The 18,610-nt window shown below is 69.4% G+C and carries 18 protein-coding genes; 14 read left to right on the top strand and 4 right to left on the bottom strand.

All coding sequences use genetic code 11. The features are described 5' to 3' along the window. Positions 1-104 precede the first annotated feature (104 nt). Positions 105-1,298, bottom strand: coding sequence for a DUF418 domain-containing protein (locus tag AB0H49_RS25360; RefSeq protein WP_357254871.1), 1,194 nt, complete (start codon positions 1,296-1,298; stop codon positions 105-107). A gap of 92 nt (positions 1,299-1,390) precedes the next feature. On the opposite strand from AB0H49_RS25360, the gene dop reads away from it, so the two are divergent. The 6 genes from dop (at position 1,391) to AB0H49_RS25390 (ending at position 7,080) form a co-directional block, all read left to right on the top strand. Further along, entirely contained in the window at positions 1,391-2,890 is a 1,500-nt protein-coding gene (gene dop, locus AB0H49_RS25365; RefSeq protein ID WP_355002536.1) for a depupylase/deamidase Dop, read from the top strand. Positions 2,891-3,065: 175 nt separating this feature from the next. Then, on the top strand, positions 3,066-3,260 hold the full coding sequence (locus AB0H49_RS25370) for a ubiquitin-like protein Pup (RefSeq protein ID WP_067781199.1): 195 nt from the start codon (positions 3,066-3,068) through the stop codon (positions 3,258-3,260). A gap of 14 nt (positions 3,261-3,274) precedes the next feature. Beyond that, complete coding sequence (gene prcB, locus AB0H49_RS25375; protein WP_355002537.1) at positions 3,275-4,123, top strand: proteasome subunit beta; 849 nt, start codon at positions 3,275-3,277, stop codon at positions 4,121-4,123. Continuing rightward, positions 4,120-4,893 carry a proteasome subunit alpha gene (gene prcA / locus AB0H49_RS25380; protein WP_355002538.1) on the top strand — a complete coding sequence of 258 codons (774 nt, stop codon included), beginning with the start codon at positions 4,120-4,122 and terminating at the stop codon, positions 4,891-4,893. Before prcB ends, prcA begins: the two co-directional genes overlap by 4 nt. Positions 4,894-5,232: 339 nt before the next feature. Further along, a complete protein-coding gene (gene pafA, locus AB0H49_RS25385; RefSeq protein ID WP_185757090.1) occupies positions 5,233-6,591 on the top strand; it encodes a Pup--protein ligase in 1,359 nt (452 codons plus the stop codon). A 108-nt stretch (positions 6,592-6,699) separates the two neighbouring features. Beyond that, positions 6,700-7,080: a nuclear transport factor 2 family protein gene (locus AB0H49_RS25390; RefSeq protein ID WP_355002540.1), complete on the top strand. Its 381-nt coding sequence runs from the start codon at positions 6,700-6,702 to the stop codon at positions 7,078-7,080. A 32-nt stretch (positions 7,081-7,112) separates the two neighbouring features. Here the strand turns inward: AB0H49_RS25390 and AB0H49_RS25395 are convergent, their stop codons facing one another. Next, entirely contained in the window at positions 7,113-7,460 is a 348-nt protein-coding gene (locus AB0H49_RS25395; protein ID WP_357254875.1) for an MTH1187 family thiamine-binding protein, read from the bottom strand. 71 nt (positions 7,461-7,531) lie between these two features. Between AB0H49_RS25395 and AB0H49_RS25400 the strand changes: the two genes are divergently transcribed. From AB0H49_RS25400 to AB0H49_RS25430, 7 genes are all read left to right on the top strand, one after another. Next, positions 7,532-8,527: a YafY family protein gene (locus AB0H49_RS25400; protein WP_355002542.1), complete on the top strand. Its 996-nt coding sequence runs from the start codon at positions 7,532-7,534 to the stop codon at positions 8,525-8,527. Further along, complete coding sequence (locus tag AB0H49_RS25405) at positions 8,524-9,504, top strand: YafY family protein (protein ID WP_355002543.1); 981 nt, start codon at positions 8,524-8,526, stop codon at positions 9,502-9,504. Before AB0H49_RS25400 ends, AB0H49_RS25405 begins: the two co-directional genes overlap by 4 nt. A gap of 19 nt (positions 9,505-9,523) precedes the next feature. Further along, on the top strand, positions 9,524-10,555 hold the full coding sequence (locus AB0H49_RS25410) for a 2-dehydropantoate 2-reductase (RefSeq protein WP_357255113.1): 1,032 nt from the start codon (positions 9,524-9,526) through the stop codon (positions 10,553-10,555). Between the two features lie 102 nt (positions 10,556-10,657). After that, complete coding sequence (tatA, locus tag AB0H49_RS25415) at positions 10,658-10,918, top strand: Sec-independent protein translocase subunit TatA (protein ID WP_355002544.1); 261 nt, start codon at positions 10,658-10,660, stop codon at positions 10,916-10,918. A gap of 148 nt (positions 10,919-11,066) precedes the next feature. Next, the gene (tatC, locus tag AB0H49_RS25420) at positions 11,067-12,014 is read left to right on the top strand and encodes a twin-arginine translocase subunit TatC (protein WP_355002545.1); all 948 of its coding nucleotides are present in this window, start codon (positions 11,067-11,069) and stop codon (positions 12,012-12,014) included. A gap of 3 nt (positions 12,015-12,017) precedes the next feature. Next, on the top strand, positions 12,018-14,714 hold the full coding sequence (locus tag AB0H49_RS25425; RefSeq protein WP_357254877.1) for an RNA helicase: 2,697 nt from the start codon (positions 12,018-12,020) through the stop codon (positions 14,712-14,714). A 146-nt stretch (positions 14,715-14,860) separates the two neighbouring features. Continuing rightward, on the top strand, positions 14,861-15,577 hold the full coding sequence (locus AB0H49_RS25430; RefSeq protein WP_355002547.1) for a DUF4333 domain-containing protein: 717 nt from the start codon (positions 14,861-14,863) through the stop codon (positions 15,575-15,577). 350 nt (positions 15,578-15,927) lie between these two features. On the opposite strand, the gene AB0H49_RS25435 is transcribed toward AB0H49_RS25430, so the two are convergent. Then, on the bottom strand, positions 15,928-16,893 hold the full coding sequence (locus tag AB0H49_RS25435) for a 5'-3' exonuclease (RefSeq protein ID WP_357254879.1): 966 nt from the start codon (positions 16,891-16,893) through the stop codon (positions 15,928-15,930). Positions 16,894-17,004: 111 nt separating this feature from the next. On the opposite strand from AB0H49_RS25435, the gene AB0H49_RS25440 reads away from it, so the two are divergent. After that, a complete protein-coding gene (locus AB0H49_RS25440; protein WP_357254881.1) occupies positions 17,005-18,132 on the top strand; it encodes a Xaa-Pro peptidase family protein in 1,128 nt (375 codons plus the stop codon). A 16-nt stretch (positions 18,133-18,148) separates the two neighbouring features. Here AB0H49_RS25440 and AB0H49_RS25445 read toward each other — a convergent pair whose 3' ends face one another. Beyond that, complete coding sequence (locus AB0H49_RS25445; RefSeq protein WP_355002550.1) at positions 18,149-18,547, bottom strand: PPOX class F420-dependent oxidoreductase; 399 nt, start codon at positions 18,545-18,547, stop codon at positions 18,149-18,151. Between the last annotated feature and the right edge of the window lie 63 nt (positions 18,548-18,610).

Here is an 18,610-nt window from a genome sequence, read left to right on the forward strand (position 1 = left end):
GCCGCGACTCGCGCCGGTACCGTATCGCCTCGTGACACGAGTAGTGCGCTACTCGTGTTCGCCGCCGAAATTGTGTGCGATCGCGCTGACCGGGGCCGCGCGGGTCAGCGCTCGCGGGCCAGCACCCGGTAGCAGGCGTTCCACGCCCACTCGACCGGCCCGCGCTCGAAGCGCCGCAGCCACAGGTGCGCGGCCGTCACGATGATCAGCGTGACCACCAGGTAGATCGCGATCGTGAACGGGACGCGCGCGTCGGGGGAGACCCGCGCGGCCAGGCCAAGACCCCAGCCGTAGCACAGCGCCGAGGCGACCAGGTTCTGCAGGATGTAGCAGGACAGCGCGGTGCGGCCGACCTCGGTGAGCCGTCGGCCCGCGAAACCGAGCCGAGGACGGCGCAGGTAGAACTCGGCGACCAGCGCGAGGATACCGAAGGCGACGAACGGCGCGCTGCCGTAGCGGGTGAGCAGCACCAGATCGCCGCCGAACACGCCGACCAGGAAATCGATCGGCGCGGCGATCGCGCCGATCACCATGAGCCGCTTGCGGATTCGGGAGCCCTCCGGGCGGAACACGCCCGCACGATACAACCGGGCGCCCGCGAGGAACAGCGCGACCGACATGGCGAAGACGAAGACGGCCTCGACCCGGAACGTCAGCGCGTTGTCCAAGCGGAACACGACCAGGTCCGAGAACGAGCCGTTCGCATAGGGATTCGGGTCCAGCGGCTCGCGCGGCGCCGAATCCTGCTGCGGCGCGAACGCCATCGCCAGTGCGACGAGTGTGAGAATGGCCAGGTGGACGCTCGCCGCGATCGTCAGCCAGCGGCGTTGCGCGCGCTCGCTCGTGGCGAGCACGAAGGCGACCACCAAGCCGGTCACCGCGTAGCCCATCAGCACGTCGAACTCGGCGACCAACAGGAAGTTGAGCACGCCGTCCAGGAACAGCAGCCCGGCCCGCCACGGATACCCGCCCGGCCACGCGCGGCCGCGGCGCGCGGCGGAGGCCTGCTGGATGGCCAGACCGATGCCGAACATGATGGTCAGCAGGCCGAGGAACTTGCCCTGCGCCAGCTGTTGCAGCACCCGCTCGGTCCACATCCAGCCGCCGTCGGTCGCGGCGCCCAGTTCGTCGATGTAGCCGATCAGGCCCTCGGGGTTGGTCATGATCCAGACATTGGTGCCGAGTGTGCCGAGGATCGCGATGCCACGCAGCACGTCGAGCGCGACGAGCCGTGCGGGCCGCCCGGCACGGTCCCGTTCGGTGGCTTTCGCCCCGGTTTCGGCGATGGATTCGGTCATGAGTCGACTATCCGGCCCGGGAGCGGGGAACATGATCCTCCGGAAGTACCACCCTCGGTATGACATTGGTCGGTGTCGCCTAGGCTCGAGGTATGCAGCGCATCATCGGTATCGAGGTCGAATACGGCATTTCCACCCCCACCGAGCCGTCGGCCAACCCGATCCTCACCTCTACCCAGGCGGTCCTCGCCTACGCGGCGGCCGAAGGCGTGCCGCGGGCCAAGCGGACGCGCTGGGACTACGAGGTGGAGTCGCCGCTGCGCGACGCGCGCGGTTTCGACCTGAGCCGGATGAACGGACCGGCGCCGGTGATCGACGCCGACGAGGTCGGCGCGGCCAACATGATCCTCACCAACGGCGCCCGCCTGTACGTCGACCACGCCCACCCGGAGTACTCCGCGCCCGAGGTCACCGACCCGCTCGACGCCGTGATCTGGGACAAGGCGGGCGAGCGCGTGATGGAGGCCGCCGCGCGGCATGCCTCCAGCGTGCCGGGCGCCCCGCGGCTGCAGCTGTACAAGAACAACGTCGACGGCAAGGGCGCCTCGTACGGCACCCACGAGAACTACCTGATGAACCGGGACACTCCGTTCAACCAGATCATCGTCGGCCTGACGCCGTTCTTCGTCTCCCGCCAGGTGATCTGCGGTTCCGGCCGGGTCGGCATCGGCCAGTCCGGCGATCACGCCGGGTTCCAGCTGTCCCAGCGCTCGGATTACATCGAGGTCGAGGTCGGGCTGGAGACCACGCTCAAGCGCGGCATCATCAACACCCGCGACGAGCCGCACGCCGACGCCGACAAGTACCGCAGGCTGCACGTCATCATCGGCGACGCGAATCTGGCCGAGATGTCGACCTACCTCAAGGTCGGCACCACCGCGCTGGTGCTCGACCTCATCGAGGCGGGCGAGGACCTGTCCGACCTGCAGCTGGCCCGCCCGGTCACCGCCGTGCACCAGATCAGCCACGATCCGAGCCTGCGCGCCACCGTCGCGCTGGCCGACGGCCGCGAGCTGACCGGTCTGGCGCTACAGCGGCTCTACCACGAGCGGGTCGCCAAGTTCATGGACCGCGAGGGCAACGAGGACGCCCGCGTGCAGGACATCCTGGACAACTGGGCGATGGTCCTGGACCTGCTCGAGCGCGACCCGATGGAATGCGCGAACCTGCTCGACTGGCCCGCCAAACTGCGCCTGCTCGAGGGCATGCGCCAGCGCGAGGGCCTGAGCTGGGCCGCGCCGAAACTGCACCTGATGGACCTGCAGTACTCCGACGTGCGCTTGGACAAGGGTCTGTACAACCGCCTGGTGGCGCGCGGTTCGATGAAGCGGCTGGTCTCCGAGCAGCAGGTGCTCGACGCGATGACCAAGCCGCCCACCGACACCCGCGCCTACTTCCGCGGCGAATGCCTGCGCCGTTTCGGCGCGGACATCGCGGCGGCCAGCTGGGACTCGGTGATCTTCGACCTGGGCGGCGATTCGCTGGTGCGCATCCCGACCCTGGAACCGCGCCGCGGCACCAAATCGCATGTCGGCAAGCTGCTCGACGGCGTGGACACCGCCGCCGAGCTGGTCCAGCAACTCACCACCTGACCGCGCGGGCCAGGTCGCGAATCGGGCGCTGTCCGCGCGGCGAATTGGGCACAGATCCGACATCGTGTCGGCTCGGCTGGGTAGTGTTGTTGTACGAGCACGCACATTGCTCATGATCGGAACCGTGCTCATACTTTGGGTCCGTTCATGATGAGGACAGAGGAGGTCGGCTGCCATGGCACAAGAGCAGACCAAGCGCACCGGGGGCGGCGACGAGGACGAGGGTCCCGACGGCGTCGACGCCGCCGGTCAGGAGCGCCGCGAGAAGCTGGCGGAGGATACCGACGACCTGCTCGACGAGATCGATGACGTGCTCGAGGAGAACGCGGAGGACTTCGTCCGCGCCTATGTGCAGAAGGGCGGCCAGTGACAGCAGGTGACCCCATGCGTCTCCACCCGGGGTACGCCCTCTCCTCGTTCACCGAACACCTGCGCGCACACGCACCGGAGCTGTTGCCCGGCAACAGATTCGCCGCGATCGATGGCGCCACCGGACACTCCGGTGGCGCCGTCGCGAAGGACGTCGCTCCGCACGGCACCACCATCGTCGCGGTGACCTACCGCGGCGGCGTGCTGATCGCCGGTGACCGGCGCGCCACGCAGGGAAACCTGGTGGCGAGCAGGGACATGGAGAAGGTGTACATCACCGATACCTATTCGGCGGCGGGCATCGCGGGCACCGCGGGCATGGCCGTCGAGATGGTGCGCCTTTTCGCGGTGGAGCTGGAGTACTACGAGAAGATCGAAGGCGTTCCGCTCACCTTCGACGGCAAGGCCAACAAACTGTCGAAGATGGTGCGCGACAACCTCCCCGCCGCGCTGCAGGGCCTGGCGGTGGTGCCGGTGCTGGTCGGATACGACCAGCAGGCCACCGATCAGGACCGGGTCGGCCGCATCGTGTCGTATGACGTGGTCGGCGGTCGCAGCGAGGAGCGATTCGGTTACACCGCAGTCGGTTCCGGTTCGATGTTCGCCAAGACGTCGCTGAAGAAGTTGTACGCCAAGGGGATCGACGCCAACCGGGCGTTGCGCATCGCGGTCGAGGCGCTGTTCGACGCCTCCGACGACGACACCGCGACCGGTGGGCCGGATCTGGCGCGCGGCATCTACCCGACGATCGTCACGATCGACGAGGACGGCGCCGTGGAGGTGCCCGAGGAGCGCGTCGAGGAGATCGCCCGCGGCATCGTCGCCGACCGCGCGGCGGCACAGGAAGGGAGCGCCAACGCATGACACTGCCGTACTACGCGTCGGCCGAGCAGATCATGCGCGACAAGACCGAGCTCGCGCGCAAAGGCATCGCTCGTGGTCGCAGTGTCATCGTTCTGGCGTACGACAAGGGTGTGCTGTTCGTGGCGGAGAACCCCTCCGCGACGCTGCACAAGGTGAGTGAGCTGTACGACCGCGTCGGGTTCGCGGCCGTCGGCAAGTACAACGAGTTCGAGAACCTGCGCCGCGGCGGCATCCTGCAGGCCGACCTGCGCGGGTACCAGTTCGACCGGCGCGACGTGACCGGTCGGGCGCTGGCCAACGCCTACGCGCAGACCCTCGGCACGATCTTCACCGATCAGCTCAAGCCGTACGAGGTGGAGATCTGCGTGGCGGAGGTGGGCTATCCGGAGCAGGCGCCGCAGTCGGTGCTGTACCGGATCACCTTCGACGGCTCGATCGTGGACGAGCGCGAGTTCGTGGTGATGGGCGGCACGACCGAGCCCATCGTCTCCGCGCTGAAGGGGTCCTACCGGCCGGGTCTCGACCTGTCGGCCGCGATCGGTGTCGCGGTCAAGGCGCTGCAGGCCGGGATTCCGGAGGGCGCCGACAAGGAGAAGCGAGCGCTCGGCGTGAGTTCGCTCGAGGTGGCCACGCTGGAACAGTCGCGGCCGCGCCGGGCGTTCCGCAGGATCGCCGACACCGCCTTGGAGAAGCTGCTTCAGCCGGCGAGCGCGGCGAAGACGAAGACCACCGTGGTGGAGCTTCCCGAGGAATCCTCGGACTCGGAGTAGTCGAAGACCGATGGCCCGCGTGGGACCGCCTCGATGGCGATCCCACGCGGGCCATCCGCTGTCTCCGAAGGCGCCGCGATCGTGCCGCGCAAAGTTCCAGCGGCCGGGTGCGCGGCAGCGGCCCGTCGAAAGATCTGTCGCGACGCGGCGATCGCGCCGACGAATATGTGCGCTCGCCGTCCGCTCGGCGCAGGGGTTTCGCCGCGGCCCTCGGGGCGAAATCCGCGTCTGACCGGCCGAGCGCGCCGGGCATACGGTGCCGAATCGTTGTGAAGACGTATGCGTCCGTGTTGTCCGCAGCGCCACGCGAGTACCTGACATGGCTGTAATGTCGATGGTGTGCAGCGACGAATTATGGGGATCGAGACCGAGTTCGGTGTGACATGCACCTTCCACGGTCACCGTCGGCTGTCCCCCGACGAGGTAGCCCGGTACTTGTTCCGCCGGGTGGTGTCCTGGGGCCGTAGCTCTAACGTGTTCCTTCGCAACGGCGCTCGGCTGTATCTCGACGTCGGTTCGCATCCGGAGTACGCCACGGCCGAATGCGACAGTCTGCACCAGTTGGTCACCCATGACAGGGCGGGCGAGCGGGTGCTCGAGGAGTTGCTGATCGATGCCGAGCAACGCTTGGCCGAAGAGGGCATCGGCGGCGACATCTACCTGTTCAAGAACAACACCGACTCCGCGGGCAACTCCTACGGCTGTCACGAGAACTTCCTCGTGGTGCGCGCGGGCGAGTTCTCCCGTATCTCCGACGTGCTGCTGCCGTTCCTGGTGACCAGGCAGCTGATCTGCGGAGCGGGCAAGGTGCTGCAGACGCCGAAGGCGGCCACGTTCTGCCTGTCGCAGCGGGCCGAGCACATCTGGGAGGGCGTCTCCTCGGCGACCACCCGGTCGCGCCCGATCATCAACACCCGCGACGAGCCGCACGCCGACGCCGAGAAGTACCGGCGCCTGCACGTGATCGTCGGCGACTCGAACATGTCCGAGACCACGACCATGCTCAAGGTCGGCACGGCGGCGCTGGTCCTGGAGATGATCGAGGCCGGCGTCTCGTTCCGCGACTTCGCGTTGGACAACCCGATCCGCGCCATCCGCGAGGTCAGCCACGATCTCACCGGTCGCCGTCCCGTCCGGCTGGCAGGCGGTCGGCAGGCCAGCGCGCTCGACATCCAGCGCGAGTACTACGCCCGCGCCGTCGAGCACCTGCGCAACCGGGACCGCGATCCGCAGATCGACCAGGTCGTCGACCTGTGGGGCCGGACACTGGACGCGGTCGAGGCGCAGGACTTCGCCAAGGTGGACACCGAGATCGACTGGGTGATCAAGCGCAAGCTGTTCCAGCGCTACCAGGACCGCTACAACATGGAGCTGTCCGATCCCAAGATCGCGCAGCTGGATCTGGCCTATCACGACATCAAGCGCGGCCGCGGCGTCTTCGACCTGCTGCAGCGCAAGGGTCTGGCCAAGCGTGTCACCGAGGACGACGCGGTGGACGCGGCGGTCGACACTCCGCCGCAGACGACTCGCGCCAAGCTGCGCGGCGATTTCATCACCGCCGCGCAGGAGGCCGGTCGCGACTTCACGGTCGACTGGGTGCACCTCAAGCTGAACGACCAGGCGCAGCGGACCGTGCTGTGCAAGGACCCGTTCCGCTCGGTCGACGAGCGCGTCGACCGGTTGATCGCCTCGATGTAGTCCGTCTTTCCGGGGAGCCGGAGTTCTTCCGGACGAGTGTCGGATGGGCAGGAGACAGCCGCGCGTCGGCTCGGCCTCGTCTGCCCATCCCGCGCCTACTGTGGAGCAATGACCGACACGGATGTGCTCGACGAGTTGCTCGACCTCGAGGGCCGCGGCTGGGACGCGCTGTGTGCGAGTACCGGCGCGGACTTCTACGGCGCGCTCATGACCGACGACGCGCTGATGATCCTGGCCAACGGCATGGTGCTGGACCGCGACGGCGTCGTCGAATCGCTGCGCCACGCCCCGCCATGGCGCACCTACGAAATCCAGAACCCCCGCCTGGTGCGCGTCGGCTCCGACGCCACCGCCCTGATCTACGTCGGCATCGCCTACCGCGAGGGCACGGACCCCGCCTTCCGCGGCGTCATGTCCAGCGTCTACACCCACACCCCCGACGGCTGGCGCCTGTCCTGCTACCAGCAGACACGCTTCCCTGAGGAGTGAGCGGCGCTGGATGCGCGCCAGCGGCAGGGAAGTCAGTTCTCGGCGAGGTAGCGCTCGACCGACTCGACCTTGGCGGTCATCGCGTCGGTGACGCCGGGGCGGATGTCGGCCTTCAGGACGAGGCTGCAGCGGGGAGCGATGGAGAGGATGGCGTCGGTAGCGTCCTTGACGACGCGCATGACCTCGTCCCATTCGCCCTCGAGGGTGGTGAACATGGCGTCGGTGCGGTTGGGGAGGCCGCTCGCCCGGACGACGCGCACCGCCTCGGCCACCGCGGGGCCGACGTCCACGCCCGTGCCGAGCGGGGTCACGGAGAAGGCAACGATCACCGCACCATTGTGCTCCGCGAGGTGGGTGGTCGCGCGCCGTCGCTCGTTCATCGCGCGCCGCCGCGCTCGATTATCGCGCGCCGCCGCGCGGTGATTCGACGGTGGCGATTACCCTCTTACGGGTGGCGATATCCAAGGTCGAGCGGCTGATGAATCTGGTCATCGCGCTGCTGTCGACCCGGCAGTTCTTGAGCGCGGAGCGGATCAGGGAAAGCGTCGCGGGCTACGAGGACTCGGCCAGCGACGAGGCGTTCAGCCGCATGTTCGAGCGGGACAAGAACGAGCTGCGCGACCTGGGCATTCCGTTGGAAGTCGGGCCGGTGAACCGGTATTCGACGCTGGAGGGGTACCGGATCAACCGCGACGCCTACGAACTACCCGACATCGATCTGAGCGACGAGGAGGCCGCCGCGGTCGCGGTCGCGGTGCAGATGTGGGAGTCCCCCGAGCTGGCGGCGGCCGCCGAAGGCGCCTTGCTGAAGCTGCGGGCCGCGGGCATCCACGTCGAGACGGACGCGGCCGTCGCCTCGGTGCCCGCCGTGCCCGCCCGCACCCGCGGCTCGGAGCCGGTGCTCGGCAAGCTGCTCGCGGCCGTCGACGCCGGGCAGGCCGTGCGCTTCGAGCATCGCGGCGCGGTCAACGCGCCGTATCTCATGCGCGATGTCGAACCGTGGGGCGTGGTGACCCACCACGGGCGCTGGTATCTGGTCGGCCACGACCGCGACCGCGACGCGGTGCGCAGCTTCCGCCTCTCCCGCATCGGCGACGACGTGACGCCCTACGGCCCGGTCAACGCGGTGCACAAGCCCGAGGACGTCGACCTGCGCGCGATCGTCGCGACAGTCACCAGCAGCGCGCCGGTCAGCGGCTCGGCCACGGTGTGGATCGCCGACGGGCGCGGCCAGGAGATCCGCAGGCTCGGTCAGGTCGTCGAGGAACGCGCCGTCGGCGGGCGCGGCGGCATGGTGGTCGAGGTGCCGATCCGCTCGCGCGACTGGCTGGCCAGGCTGATCACCGGTCTCGGCCCGGACGCCCTCGTGCTCGCCCCCGACGACCTGCGCGCCGACGTGGTCGCCCGGCTGCGCTCGGTGTTCGACACGACGGAGGTGCGGGCGTGACGACCAGCCGGCTCTCCGTGCGGCTTTCTCGGCTGCTCAACATGATTCCGTACCTCATCGCCAACCCCGGCATCAGCGCCGCGGACGCCGCCGCCGACCTCGGCGTCACGACCAAACAGCTGATGAGCGACCTGAACCAGCTGTGGATGTGCGGCCTGCCCGGCTACGGGCCGGGCGATCTCATCGATCTGTCCTTCTCCGAGGAGAGCATCGAGGTCACCTTCTCCGCGGGCATCGACCGGCCGCTGCGGCTGACCTCCACCGAGGCCACGGCGCTGTTGGTCGCCTTGCGTTCGATCGTGGACATGCCCGGCATGGTCGACCCGACCGCGGCGCACGCGGCCATCGCCAAGATCGAGTCCGCCATCTCGGGCGGCGCGCCGCGGACGGCGGGCGACGCGCGAGCCACCCCGGTGGAGGCGCCCGCGGTGGCGACCGTGCGTTCGGGTCTGGCCCGCCAGCACGCGTTGCGCATCATCTACTACTCGGCCAGCCGCGACGTGGTCTCCGAGCGGGTCGTCGATCCGATCCGGATCGTGCTCGTCGACGACAACAGCTACCTGCAGGCGTGGTGCCGGGAGGCCGAGGGCGTGCGACTGTTCCGCTTCGACCGGATCGAAGCCGCCACCGAACTCACCGAGCCCGCCCGGCCGCCCAGCCACGCCGCCACCGAGGCGGCCGCCTCGCTCGATCTGTTCCAGGACGATCCCGCGGTCCCGCTGGCGCGGCTGCGCATCCGCGGCGACTACGGCTGGGTGCTCGACCAGTACCCGATGCACCGGCAGGCTGTGCACCCGGACGGCAGCCTGGAGGCGACCATGCGTTTCGCCACCCTGGACTGGATGGCGCGGTTGCTGCTCGGCTTCGGATCGGGCGTCACGGTGCTCGGTCCGCCGGAGTTGATCGCCGCGGTGCGCGAGCGATCCAACGCGGCGCTGGCCGCGTACGGGGACGCGGGACTAGAGGAATTGGAGTGAGGTGACCGAGCTCGGCAACATGCCGCGGCGAGTCATGGTGCTCGGCGCGGGCAGCATCGGCGTCTTCGTCGGCGGAAAGCTGGCGGCGGCCGGTGCGGACGTCACGTTCGTCGGCAGGCAATGGTTGCTCGACGAGGTCGGCGCCGCGGGCCTGCGCCTGACCGACCTCGACGGCGGAGAGGTGCTCGTCTCCCCGGACCGGCTCTCGCTCGCGACCGGCCCGGAGGATGTCGGCTCGGCCGATCTGGTGCTCGTCGCGGTGAAATCCGGGGCGACCGCCGCCGCGGTGCGCGAGCTCACCGGCAAGATCCGGCCAGGAACGGTCGTGCTCAGCTTGCAGAACGGCATCGGCAACGACACGGTGATCCGGGAGATTCTGCCCACCTGTGTGGTGCTCGCCGGAATGGTGATGTTCAACGTCGTGCACCACACCGAAGGCCGCTTCCACCGCGGCACCGAGGGCGGGCTCGCGGTGCAGGACGACCCGGCGCTGGCCGACTATGTCGAGCTGTTCGCGCGGGCCGGGCTGCCGTTGCGCCGCCACTCGGACCTGCGACCCGTGCAGTGGGCCAAGCTGCTGCTCAATCTGAACAACCCGATCAACGCGCTGTCCGGCCGTCCGCTGCGCGAGGAACTCGCCGACCGGGACTACCGCCGCTGCCTCGCGCTCGCCCAGCGCGAGGCGCTCGCCGCGATGAACAAGGCGCGAATACGCCCGGCCCGGCTCACCCCGCTGCCGCCGGAGCTGATGACCCGGCTGCTGACCGTGCCCGACGGCGTGTTCCGCCGGGTCGCGGGGCAGGTGCTCGCCATCGATCCGGTGGCGCGTTCCTCGATGGCCGACGATCTCGCCGCCGGTCGCAAGACCGAAATCTCTTGGCTCTGTGGCGAAATCGTTGGTCTCGGCGCGATGGTCGGCGCGCCGACCCCGGTGAACCAGCGGCTCATCGAACTCGTCGTCGCGGCCGAGCAGGGCGATCGGCGGACCTGGACGGGGCCGGAGTTGCTCGCGCAACTGCGCGCCGCGGCCGCGCCCGAATCGCCGCAATAGCAAAAGTCGAGGTTGAACGCACGGCAAACGGGCGAAGTCGGGCGAGTTCGGGTGTCGTGAGGTCCGGTAGCATCGGAGCTACCACAGTCTTGGGAGGTACAGATGTCAGGCACGTTCAGCTGGTCGCACCTGCTGATCATCGCGCTGCTGTTCGTGGTGTTGTTCGGTGCGAAGCGGCTGCCGGACGCCGCGCGCGGCCTCGGCCGATCCTTGCGCATCTTCAAGAGCGAGGTCAGCCAGATGCAGAACGAGGCGAGCCCCGCCGCGGGCGCCGCGCCCGCTCAGCAGCCGGCGCAGCAGCTGCCGCCCGCGCAGCCCTCGAACCAGGCGATCACGCCGCAGGCCGAGAAGAAGTCGGTCTGAGTCGAATGTTCCCGCCGGGGTGAGTACGGTCTCACCCCGGTCAGTGCTGTTCGGCGGTCCGTGAAGGCGTTCGTCGGTCCCTGACACCGCACGGGACGCGATACCGCCGCGCCAGGCGCGGCACTCGAGCACAGGGGCAACCACAGATATGCGAATCCCGTTCGATCCCCGGCGCAGCAGGCGCAGGACGAATCCCGACGGCACCATGTCGTTGGTCGAGCACCTGCAGGAACTGCGCAGCCGGTTGCTGAAGTCGATCTTCGCGGTGCTGCTGACCACCGTGATCGGCTTCCTCTGGTACTCGCATTCGTTCTTCGGCCTCGAGAGCCTCGGCGAGATCCTGCGCGGACCGTACTGTTCACTGCCCCCCGAGTCCAGGGCCGCGCTGACCCCCGACGGGTCGTGCCGCTTGCTGGCGACCGCGCCGTTCGAGCAGTTCATGCTCCGGTTGAAGGTCGGTTTCACCGCGGGCGTCGTGCTGGCGGCGCCGATCTGGCTCTACCAGATCTGGGCATTCATCACCCCCGGCCTGTACGCGAAGGAACGCAAGGTCGCGGTCGGCTTCGTCACCTCGGGGACGGTGCTGTTCGGGCTCGGCGCCGTGCTCGCCTACGTCGTGGTGGCGCACGCCTTGAGCTTCCTGCTCACCATCGGCGACAACGTGCAGATCACCGCGTTGAGCGGTTCGCAGTACTTCGGCTTCATCATCCAGTTGCTGATCATCTTCGGTGTCAGCTTCGAGACGCCGCTGTTGATCATCGGCCTGAACCTCGTCGGCGTGCTGACCTACGAGAAGCTCAAGGCGTGGCGGCGCGGGATCATCTTCGGCCTGTTCGTCTTCGCGGCCATCGTCACACCGCAGGATCCGTTCTCGATGCTGGCGCTCGCGTGCGCGCTGACGGTGCTTTTCGAGTTCGCGGTGCAGGTCGCCAGGCTCAACGACAAGCGCAAGGCGCGCAGGGAGGCGCTCGAGGCGCTGGCCGACGACGAGGCCTCCGCGATCGCCGGGCCCGAGCCGATCGGGGCGGCGGAGTCGATCATGGATCCGTCGGCGAAATCCACGCGACCGGTGTCGGACTACTCCGATACCCTCTGAACGGTGACAGATCACCGGTCCCGCACCGAGCTGGCCAGGTTCTCCGCCGAGCTGAAATTCACCCTCGATCCCTTCCAGCGTGACGCTTGCCGTGCGCTCGAGGAGGGCCACGGCGTGTTGGTGTGCGCGCCGACCGGCGCGGGCAAAACCGTGGTCGGCGAGTTCGCCGTCCACCTGGCGCTGGCGTCCGGCGGCAAATGCTTCTACACCACACCGATCAAGGCGCTGTCGAACCAGAAGTTCGCCGACCTCACCGAGCGGTACGGCCGCGACAGCGTCGGCCTGCTCACCGGCGATCAGACGATCAACCCGGACGCGCCCGTGGTGGTGATGACCACCGAGGTGCTGCGCAACATGCTCTACGCGTCCTCGGACGCGCTGCGCGGGCTGTCGTACGTGGTGATGGACGAGGTGCACTACCTGGCCGACCGGTTCCGCGGCGCGGTGTGGGAGGAGGTCATCCTGCACCTGCCCGCCGACGTCCGGCTGGTCAGCCTGTCGGCCACGGTCAGCAACGCCGAGGAATTCGGCGCCTGGATGGAGACCGTGCGCGGCGACACCTCGGTGGTGGTGGACGAGACGCGCCCGGTGCCGCTGTGGCAGCACGTGATGGTCGGCAAGCGGATGTTCGATCTGTTCGACACGAAGTCCAGCGAGCAGAAGGTGCTCGTCGACGAGGACCTGGTGCGCTACATCCGTCATCGCGAGTCCGCGGACCGGATGAACAACTGGGGTGTGCCGCGCGGACGCGGCGGCATGCGCCGCGACTTCCGTCCGCTGCCGCGCCCCGAGGTGCTCGCCCGCTTGGACGAGGAGGGATTGCTGCCCGCGATCACCTTCATCTTCAGCCGCGCGGGCTGCGACGGCGCGCTGGCCCAGTGCCTGCGCTCGCGGCTGGATCTGAGCCGGGAGGGCGAGGCCGCCGAGATCGACGCGATCATCGAGAAGCACACCGGTGATCTGCCGAAACCCGATCTCGAGGTGCTCGGCTACTGGGAGTGGCGCGAGGCGCTGCACCGCGGGCTGGCCGCCCACCACGCGGGCATGCTGCCCGCCTTCCGGCACACGGTGGAAGACCTGTTCGTCCGCGGGCTGGTGCGGGCCGTCTTCGCCACCGAGACGCTCGCGCTCGGCATCAACATGCCCGCGCGCACCGTGGTGCTGGAACGTCTGGTCAAGTTCAACGGCGAGACGCACGCCGAGCTGACGCCCGGTGAGTACACGCAGCTGACCGGTCGCGCGGGCCGCCGCGGCATCGATATCGAGGGCCACGCGGTGGTGCTCTGGCAGCCGGAGGTCGACACCAGTGCGGTGGCGGGCCTGGCGTCCACCCGGACCTATCCGCTGCGCAGTTCCTTCCGGCCCGGCTACAACATGTCGATCAACCTGATCGATCGAATGGGCGCCGACGAATCGCGCGCCCTGCTGGAGCGTTCGTTCGCGCAATTCCAGGCCGACCGCTCGGTCGTCGGGCTGGTGCGCGGCATCGAGCGCAACGAGGGTGCGCTGCGCAAGCTGCGCGACCAGCTCGGCGGCGCGGAAAGCGGCTTCCTGGAATACATCTCGCTGCGCGAGCGGATCAAGCAGCGGGAACGGCAGCTGGCTCAGCAGAGCCGTACCGACCGGCGCGGCGCGGCGGTCAGCGCGTTGACGGCGCTGCGCCGCGGCGACGTGGTGGCGATTCCCTCCGGCCGCCGCGCGGGTCTCGCCGTCATCCTGGAGCCGGACACCACCCCGAACGATCCGCGTCCGCTCGTGCTCACCGCGGACAAGTGGGCCGGCCGGGTCTCGGTCGCCGACTTCCCGGTGCCCGCGGAGCCGCTCGGCCACATGCGGCTGCCCCGGCGCGTCGACCACCGCACCGCCCGCGCGCGCAGCGACCTCGCCTCGGCGCTGCGCAGCACCGGCATCAACGCGCCGGGTCGTTCGCGCCGCGGCAAGCGCTCCGAAGCGGCCGATGACCGCGAACTGGCCACGCTGCGCCGCAGCCTGCGCGCCCACCCGGCGCACACCAGGCCCGACCGCGAGCAGATGAGCCGGATCGGCGAGCGCTACAACCGGCTGCTTCGCGAGACCGAGAGTATGCGCCAGAAGGTTGCCGCCACGACGAATTCGCTGGCGCGCACCTTCGATCGCATCGTGGGTCTGCTGGAGGAGCGCGGCTTCGTGCACGAGGGCGAGGTCACCGCGGATGGACGCAGGCTGGCCCGCATCTACGCGGAGAGCGACCTTCTGGTCGCCGAATGCCTGCGCCACGACCTCTGGCGCGGCCTCGGTCCGGCCGAACTGGCGGGCGTGGTGTCCATGCTGGTCTACGAATCCCGCCAGGAGGGCAGCATTCTCGGCGCGACGGGTCCCACGGCGCCGATCCGGCGCGCGGTCGCCTCGACCATCGGCGTGTGGAGCGAGTTGCGTTCCGACGAGGCGCGGCACAAGCTGCCGCCGACCAGGGAACCCGACCTCGGATTCGTCACCGGCGTCTACAAATGGGCCCGCGGCGACGGATTGGCCGAGTCGTTGCTGGCCAGCGGCGACCAGGGCGCGCCACTGTCCGCGGGCGATTTCGTCCGGTGGTGCAGGCAGGTGATCGACCTGCTCGACCAGATCCACGGCACGGCCGACGACCCGGAGATCGCGGGAACGGCGGCGAAGGCGGTCCGGGCGATCCGGCGGGGTGTCGTGGCAGTGGACGCCGCGTAGCGGATTCGATTGTGATTTGATTTCTTTCGCGTACCGACCGTGGCGGAGGAGTCGCATGAGCGAGCGCAGCGAGCGAATCATGTGAGTGCGACGAGTCGCCGGCGGGGGGCTACCGTGTGAATAACGATGCGAGTGGAGGCAAGCAGATGAGCGGCCCTTACGGACCGAACGACCCCGGGGAGGGACGCAACGATCCCACCCAGCAGTGGGGCGGACAGCAGGCGCCCGGCGGCGCCGGACCGACCCAGCACTGGGGTGGCCAGCAGACTCCGTCGCAGGCGCAGCCCACCCAGCACTGGGGCGACCAGAATCAGCCGCAGCAACAGTGGGGCCAGACCCCCGGCCAGCCGCAGCAACAGTGGGGCCAGCCCCAACAGCCCCAGCAGCCGCAGCAGCAGTGGGGCCAGACGCCCGGTCAGCCGCAGCAGCAGTGGGGTCAGCCGCAGCAACAGGATTGGGGCCAGCAACAGCAGCCACAGCAGCAGTGGGGTCAGCAGCCCCAGCAGCAGTGGGGTCAGGGCCAGCAGCAGCCGCAGCAGAGCGGCGGCGGTGGCGGCAAGAAGGGCCTGATCATCGGTCTCGCCGCGCTGGGCGTGCTGGTGATCGGCGCGGTCGTCGCGCTGGTGCTGGTGCTCACCGCCACGGACAAGCTGGACCAGGTTGCCGTTCAGGACGGCGTCAAGAAGGTGCTCACGGATTCCTACGGCATCCAGGACGTCACCGACGTCTCCTGCCCGTCGGGCCAGAAGGTCGAGGTGGACGCCAGCTTCGAGTGCACCCTCAAGGTGAGCGGCGAGCAGAAGAAGGTCAACATCAAGATCACCAAGGACGACGGCACCTACGAGGTCGGCCGCCCGAGCTGAGCGTGATCCCGGGCCGGACGGCCCGTGCTGCGGCGCGGGCGTCCGGTGGGGTGGAGAACCGGACCGAGCCCACGAACCGATGTTCGTGGGCTCGTTGCTTTTTCAGCCCGTCCGGCCCGGCCCGCGCTGTACGGGCCGAGCTCGTGACCGCCTTCTGGCATGACCTGCCGCAACCCCTTGAGAGGATCGGCGGCACAGCACTCGCGGCACGAGATCCTGGAACGCAGCGCTGAGCCCTCCCTCGGATGGTCGGTGAACCTGGCTGCCTTCTCGCTGCGACGGACGCACAGACGCCGATGGTGCATGGTTGCATTCGACGCAAAATAGCGCCGAATGCCGTCGCGGCGATCTCAGGAACGCGAGGCCAGGGCGGCGGTGAGCCGGGTGACCGGGCTTTCCGCGTTGTAGGCCACCGCGAGTTCCCGCAGGCGGTCCGGATCGGCCGGTGCGATCGGCAGCGCGTCCGGACGCGACAGGTCGACGTCGGCGTCGCACACCACGCGCACCACGGGAGCCGCCGCCTTCAAGTAGTCCTCCGCCGCACGCAGTTTCCCGCGCACGCCGGGGGCCAGCTCGGAGTCCGGATCGTCCACGGCGGCGACCAGCGCGTCGAGCGAACCGAAGCGGGAGATGAGCGTCGCCGCCGACTTCTCGCCGATGCCAGCGACACCCGGCAAGCCATCGGAGGCGTCACCGCGCAACGTGGCCAGGTCGGCGTAGGCGGGTCCGGCGTTGCGCACCGGCACGCCGTACTTCGCGGACACCTCGGCGGGACCGAAGAGTTCGGCCTTGGCCAACCCGCGCCCGGCGTAGAGCACCCGCACGGTCGGCGCGGGCTCGTCGCGCACCAGCTGCAACAGGTCCCGATCGCCGCTGACCACGATCACCTCGTCGGTGCGCTCGCGGCTCGCCAGCGTGCCGAGCACATCGTCGGCCTCCAGACCCGCCGCGCCGCCCGTCGCGATACCGGCGGCGTCGAGAACCTCGAGGATCATCTCGACCTGAGGGGTCAGCCGGTCGGGCACTTCCTCCTCGCCCGGCGCGGCGTCGGCCGAGGTGGCGAGCCGGTGTGTCTTGTAGGACGGCACGAGGTCGACGCGGAACCGCGGCCGCCAGTCCAGGTCCAGGCACACGACCAGCCTGCTCGGCGCGTGCTTGGTGATCAACGAGGCGACCATGTCGGTGAAGCCGCGTAGCGCGTTCACCGAACGCCCGTCCGGCGCGGTGATCTTGTCCGGAATCGCGTAGAACGCGCGGAACCACAGGCTGGCACCGTCGAGCAGCAGCAGCGGGCCTGATGTCGCAGCAGAGGTCACGCGCTGAGGCTACCCGCCCGCTCCGACAGGCCGGAGCCGATCCGAGCGGTGCCGGGGGGCTGCCAGGTGTTCGGGTTTGCTCCGAGCCGAGGACGGGTAACGTCGATCGGTATGAGTGGGCACACGGAGTCCAGGTTCGCGGCGGATGTCTACGGAGACCGGCTCGAGCGGGCGGTGGAGTCGATGCGCGCGGCGCACCTCGACGCCCTGCTCATCACGCCGGGGCCGGATCTGCGCTATCTGATCGGTTCGGCGGCGGAATCCTTCGAGCGGTTGACCTGCTTGGTGATCCCGGCCGACGGCGCGACGCCGTCGGTGATCATCCCGAAGCTCGAACTCGCCTCGCTGGCCGGATCCGCGGCGGGGGAGCTGGGTCTGCAGGTGCTGGACTGGGTCGACGGCGTCGACCCGTACCAGGTGGTGAAGTCCACGCTGCACGTCGGTTCCCGGGTCGCGGTCGCCGACGCGATGCCCGCGCTGCACCTGCTGCCGTTGGCGGTCTCGTTCAGCGGCCTTCCGGTCTCGGCCACGCCGGTGCTGCGAGAACTGCGCATGCGCAAGGACGACGCCGAGATCGACGCGCTGCGCCGGGCGGGCGCCGCGATCGACCGGGTGCACGCCAGGATGGGCGAGTTCCTCCAAGCCGGACGCACCGAGGCCGAGGTCGGCGCCGACATCGCCGCGGCGATCGTCGCGGAAGGCCACACCGAGGCCGCGTTCGTCATCGTCGGCAGTGGACCGCACGGCGCCGATCCGCACCACGGTGTGTCCGACCGGCGTATCGAGCAGGGCGACGTAGTGGTCGTCGACATCGGCGGTCCCGTCGAGCCGGGCTACTACTCCGACTGCACCCGCACCTACGTGCTCGGCGAGCCGAGTCCGGAAGTCGCCGCGCGCTACGCCGAGCTGGAACGCGCCCAGGCCGCGGCCGTCGCCGCCGTCCGCCCCGGCGTCACCGCCGCCTCCGTCGACGCCGCCGCGCGGAAACCCTTGACCGAGGCCGGTTTCGGCGAGGCGTTCGTGCACCGGACCGGTCACGGCATCGGCCTGTCCGTGCACGAGGAGCCCTACATCGTCGCGGGCAACGACCTGATCCTGCAGCCGGGCATGGCCTTCAGCATCGAACCGGGCATCTACTTCCGCGGCGAGTGGGGCGCCCGCATCGAGGACATCGTCGTGGTCACGCCCGAGGGCTGCGAGTCCATGAACGGACGTCCGCACGGCCTGACCGTGCTGTGACGGACGAAAGGCGTTGTCAGCGCAGCGTGCTCGACGAGAGCACGCGGCGCACCTCGATCGCGATCACCACGCGGGTCGGGTTCTCCCTCGGCACTCGGTAGCGGCCCGCGTAACGCTCGACCGCGTCGGCGACGCTCGCCGGGTCGTCCAGCACCCGCGCGGGTCCCTCCAGGGTCAGCCACCGGATGCCGTCCACCTGGCTGACCGCCGCGTACCCGTAGCGGCGCACGTTGCGCACCTTCACCGACCCGTCGTTGGTGATGATCCGCGCGATCCCCGCTTCCTGGTCCCAGGTGAATCCCACCGCGACCACGTGCGGCGTGCCGTTGGCGCGCAACGTGGTCAGTGTCGCCAGATGACGTTCGGTGACGAAGTCGAGTGCGGCGGGGGACAGCGGTGCGGTGGTGGTCGGCATACCTCGACGGTAGCCCCTGTGTTGCACGGTGGCTGCCACGGCACGGGCGTTTTCGCGATGTGA

It is taken from the genome of Nocardia sp. NPDC050713 (assembly GCF_040654315.1).
Lineage (GTDB): Bacteria > Actinomycetota > Actinomycetes > Mycobacteriales > Mycobacteriaceae > Nocardia.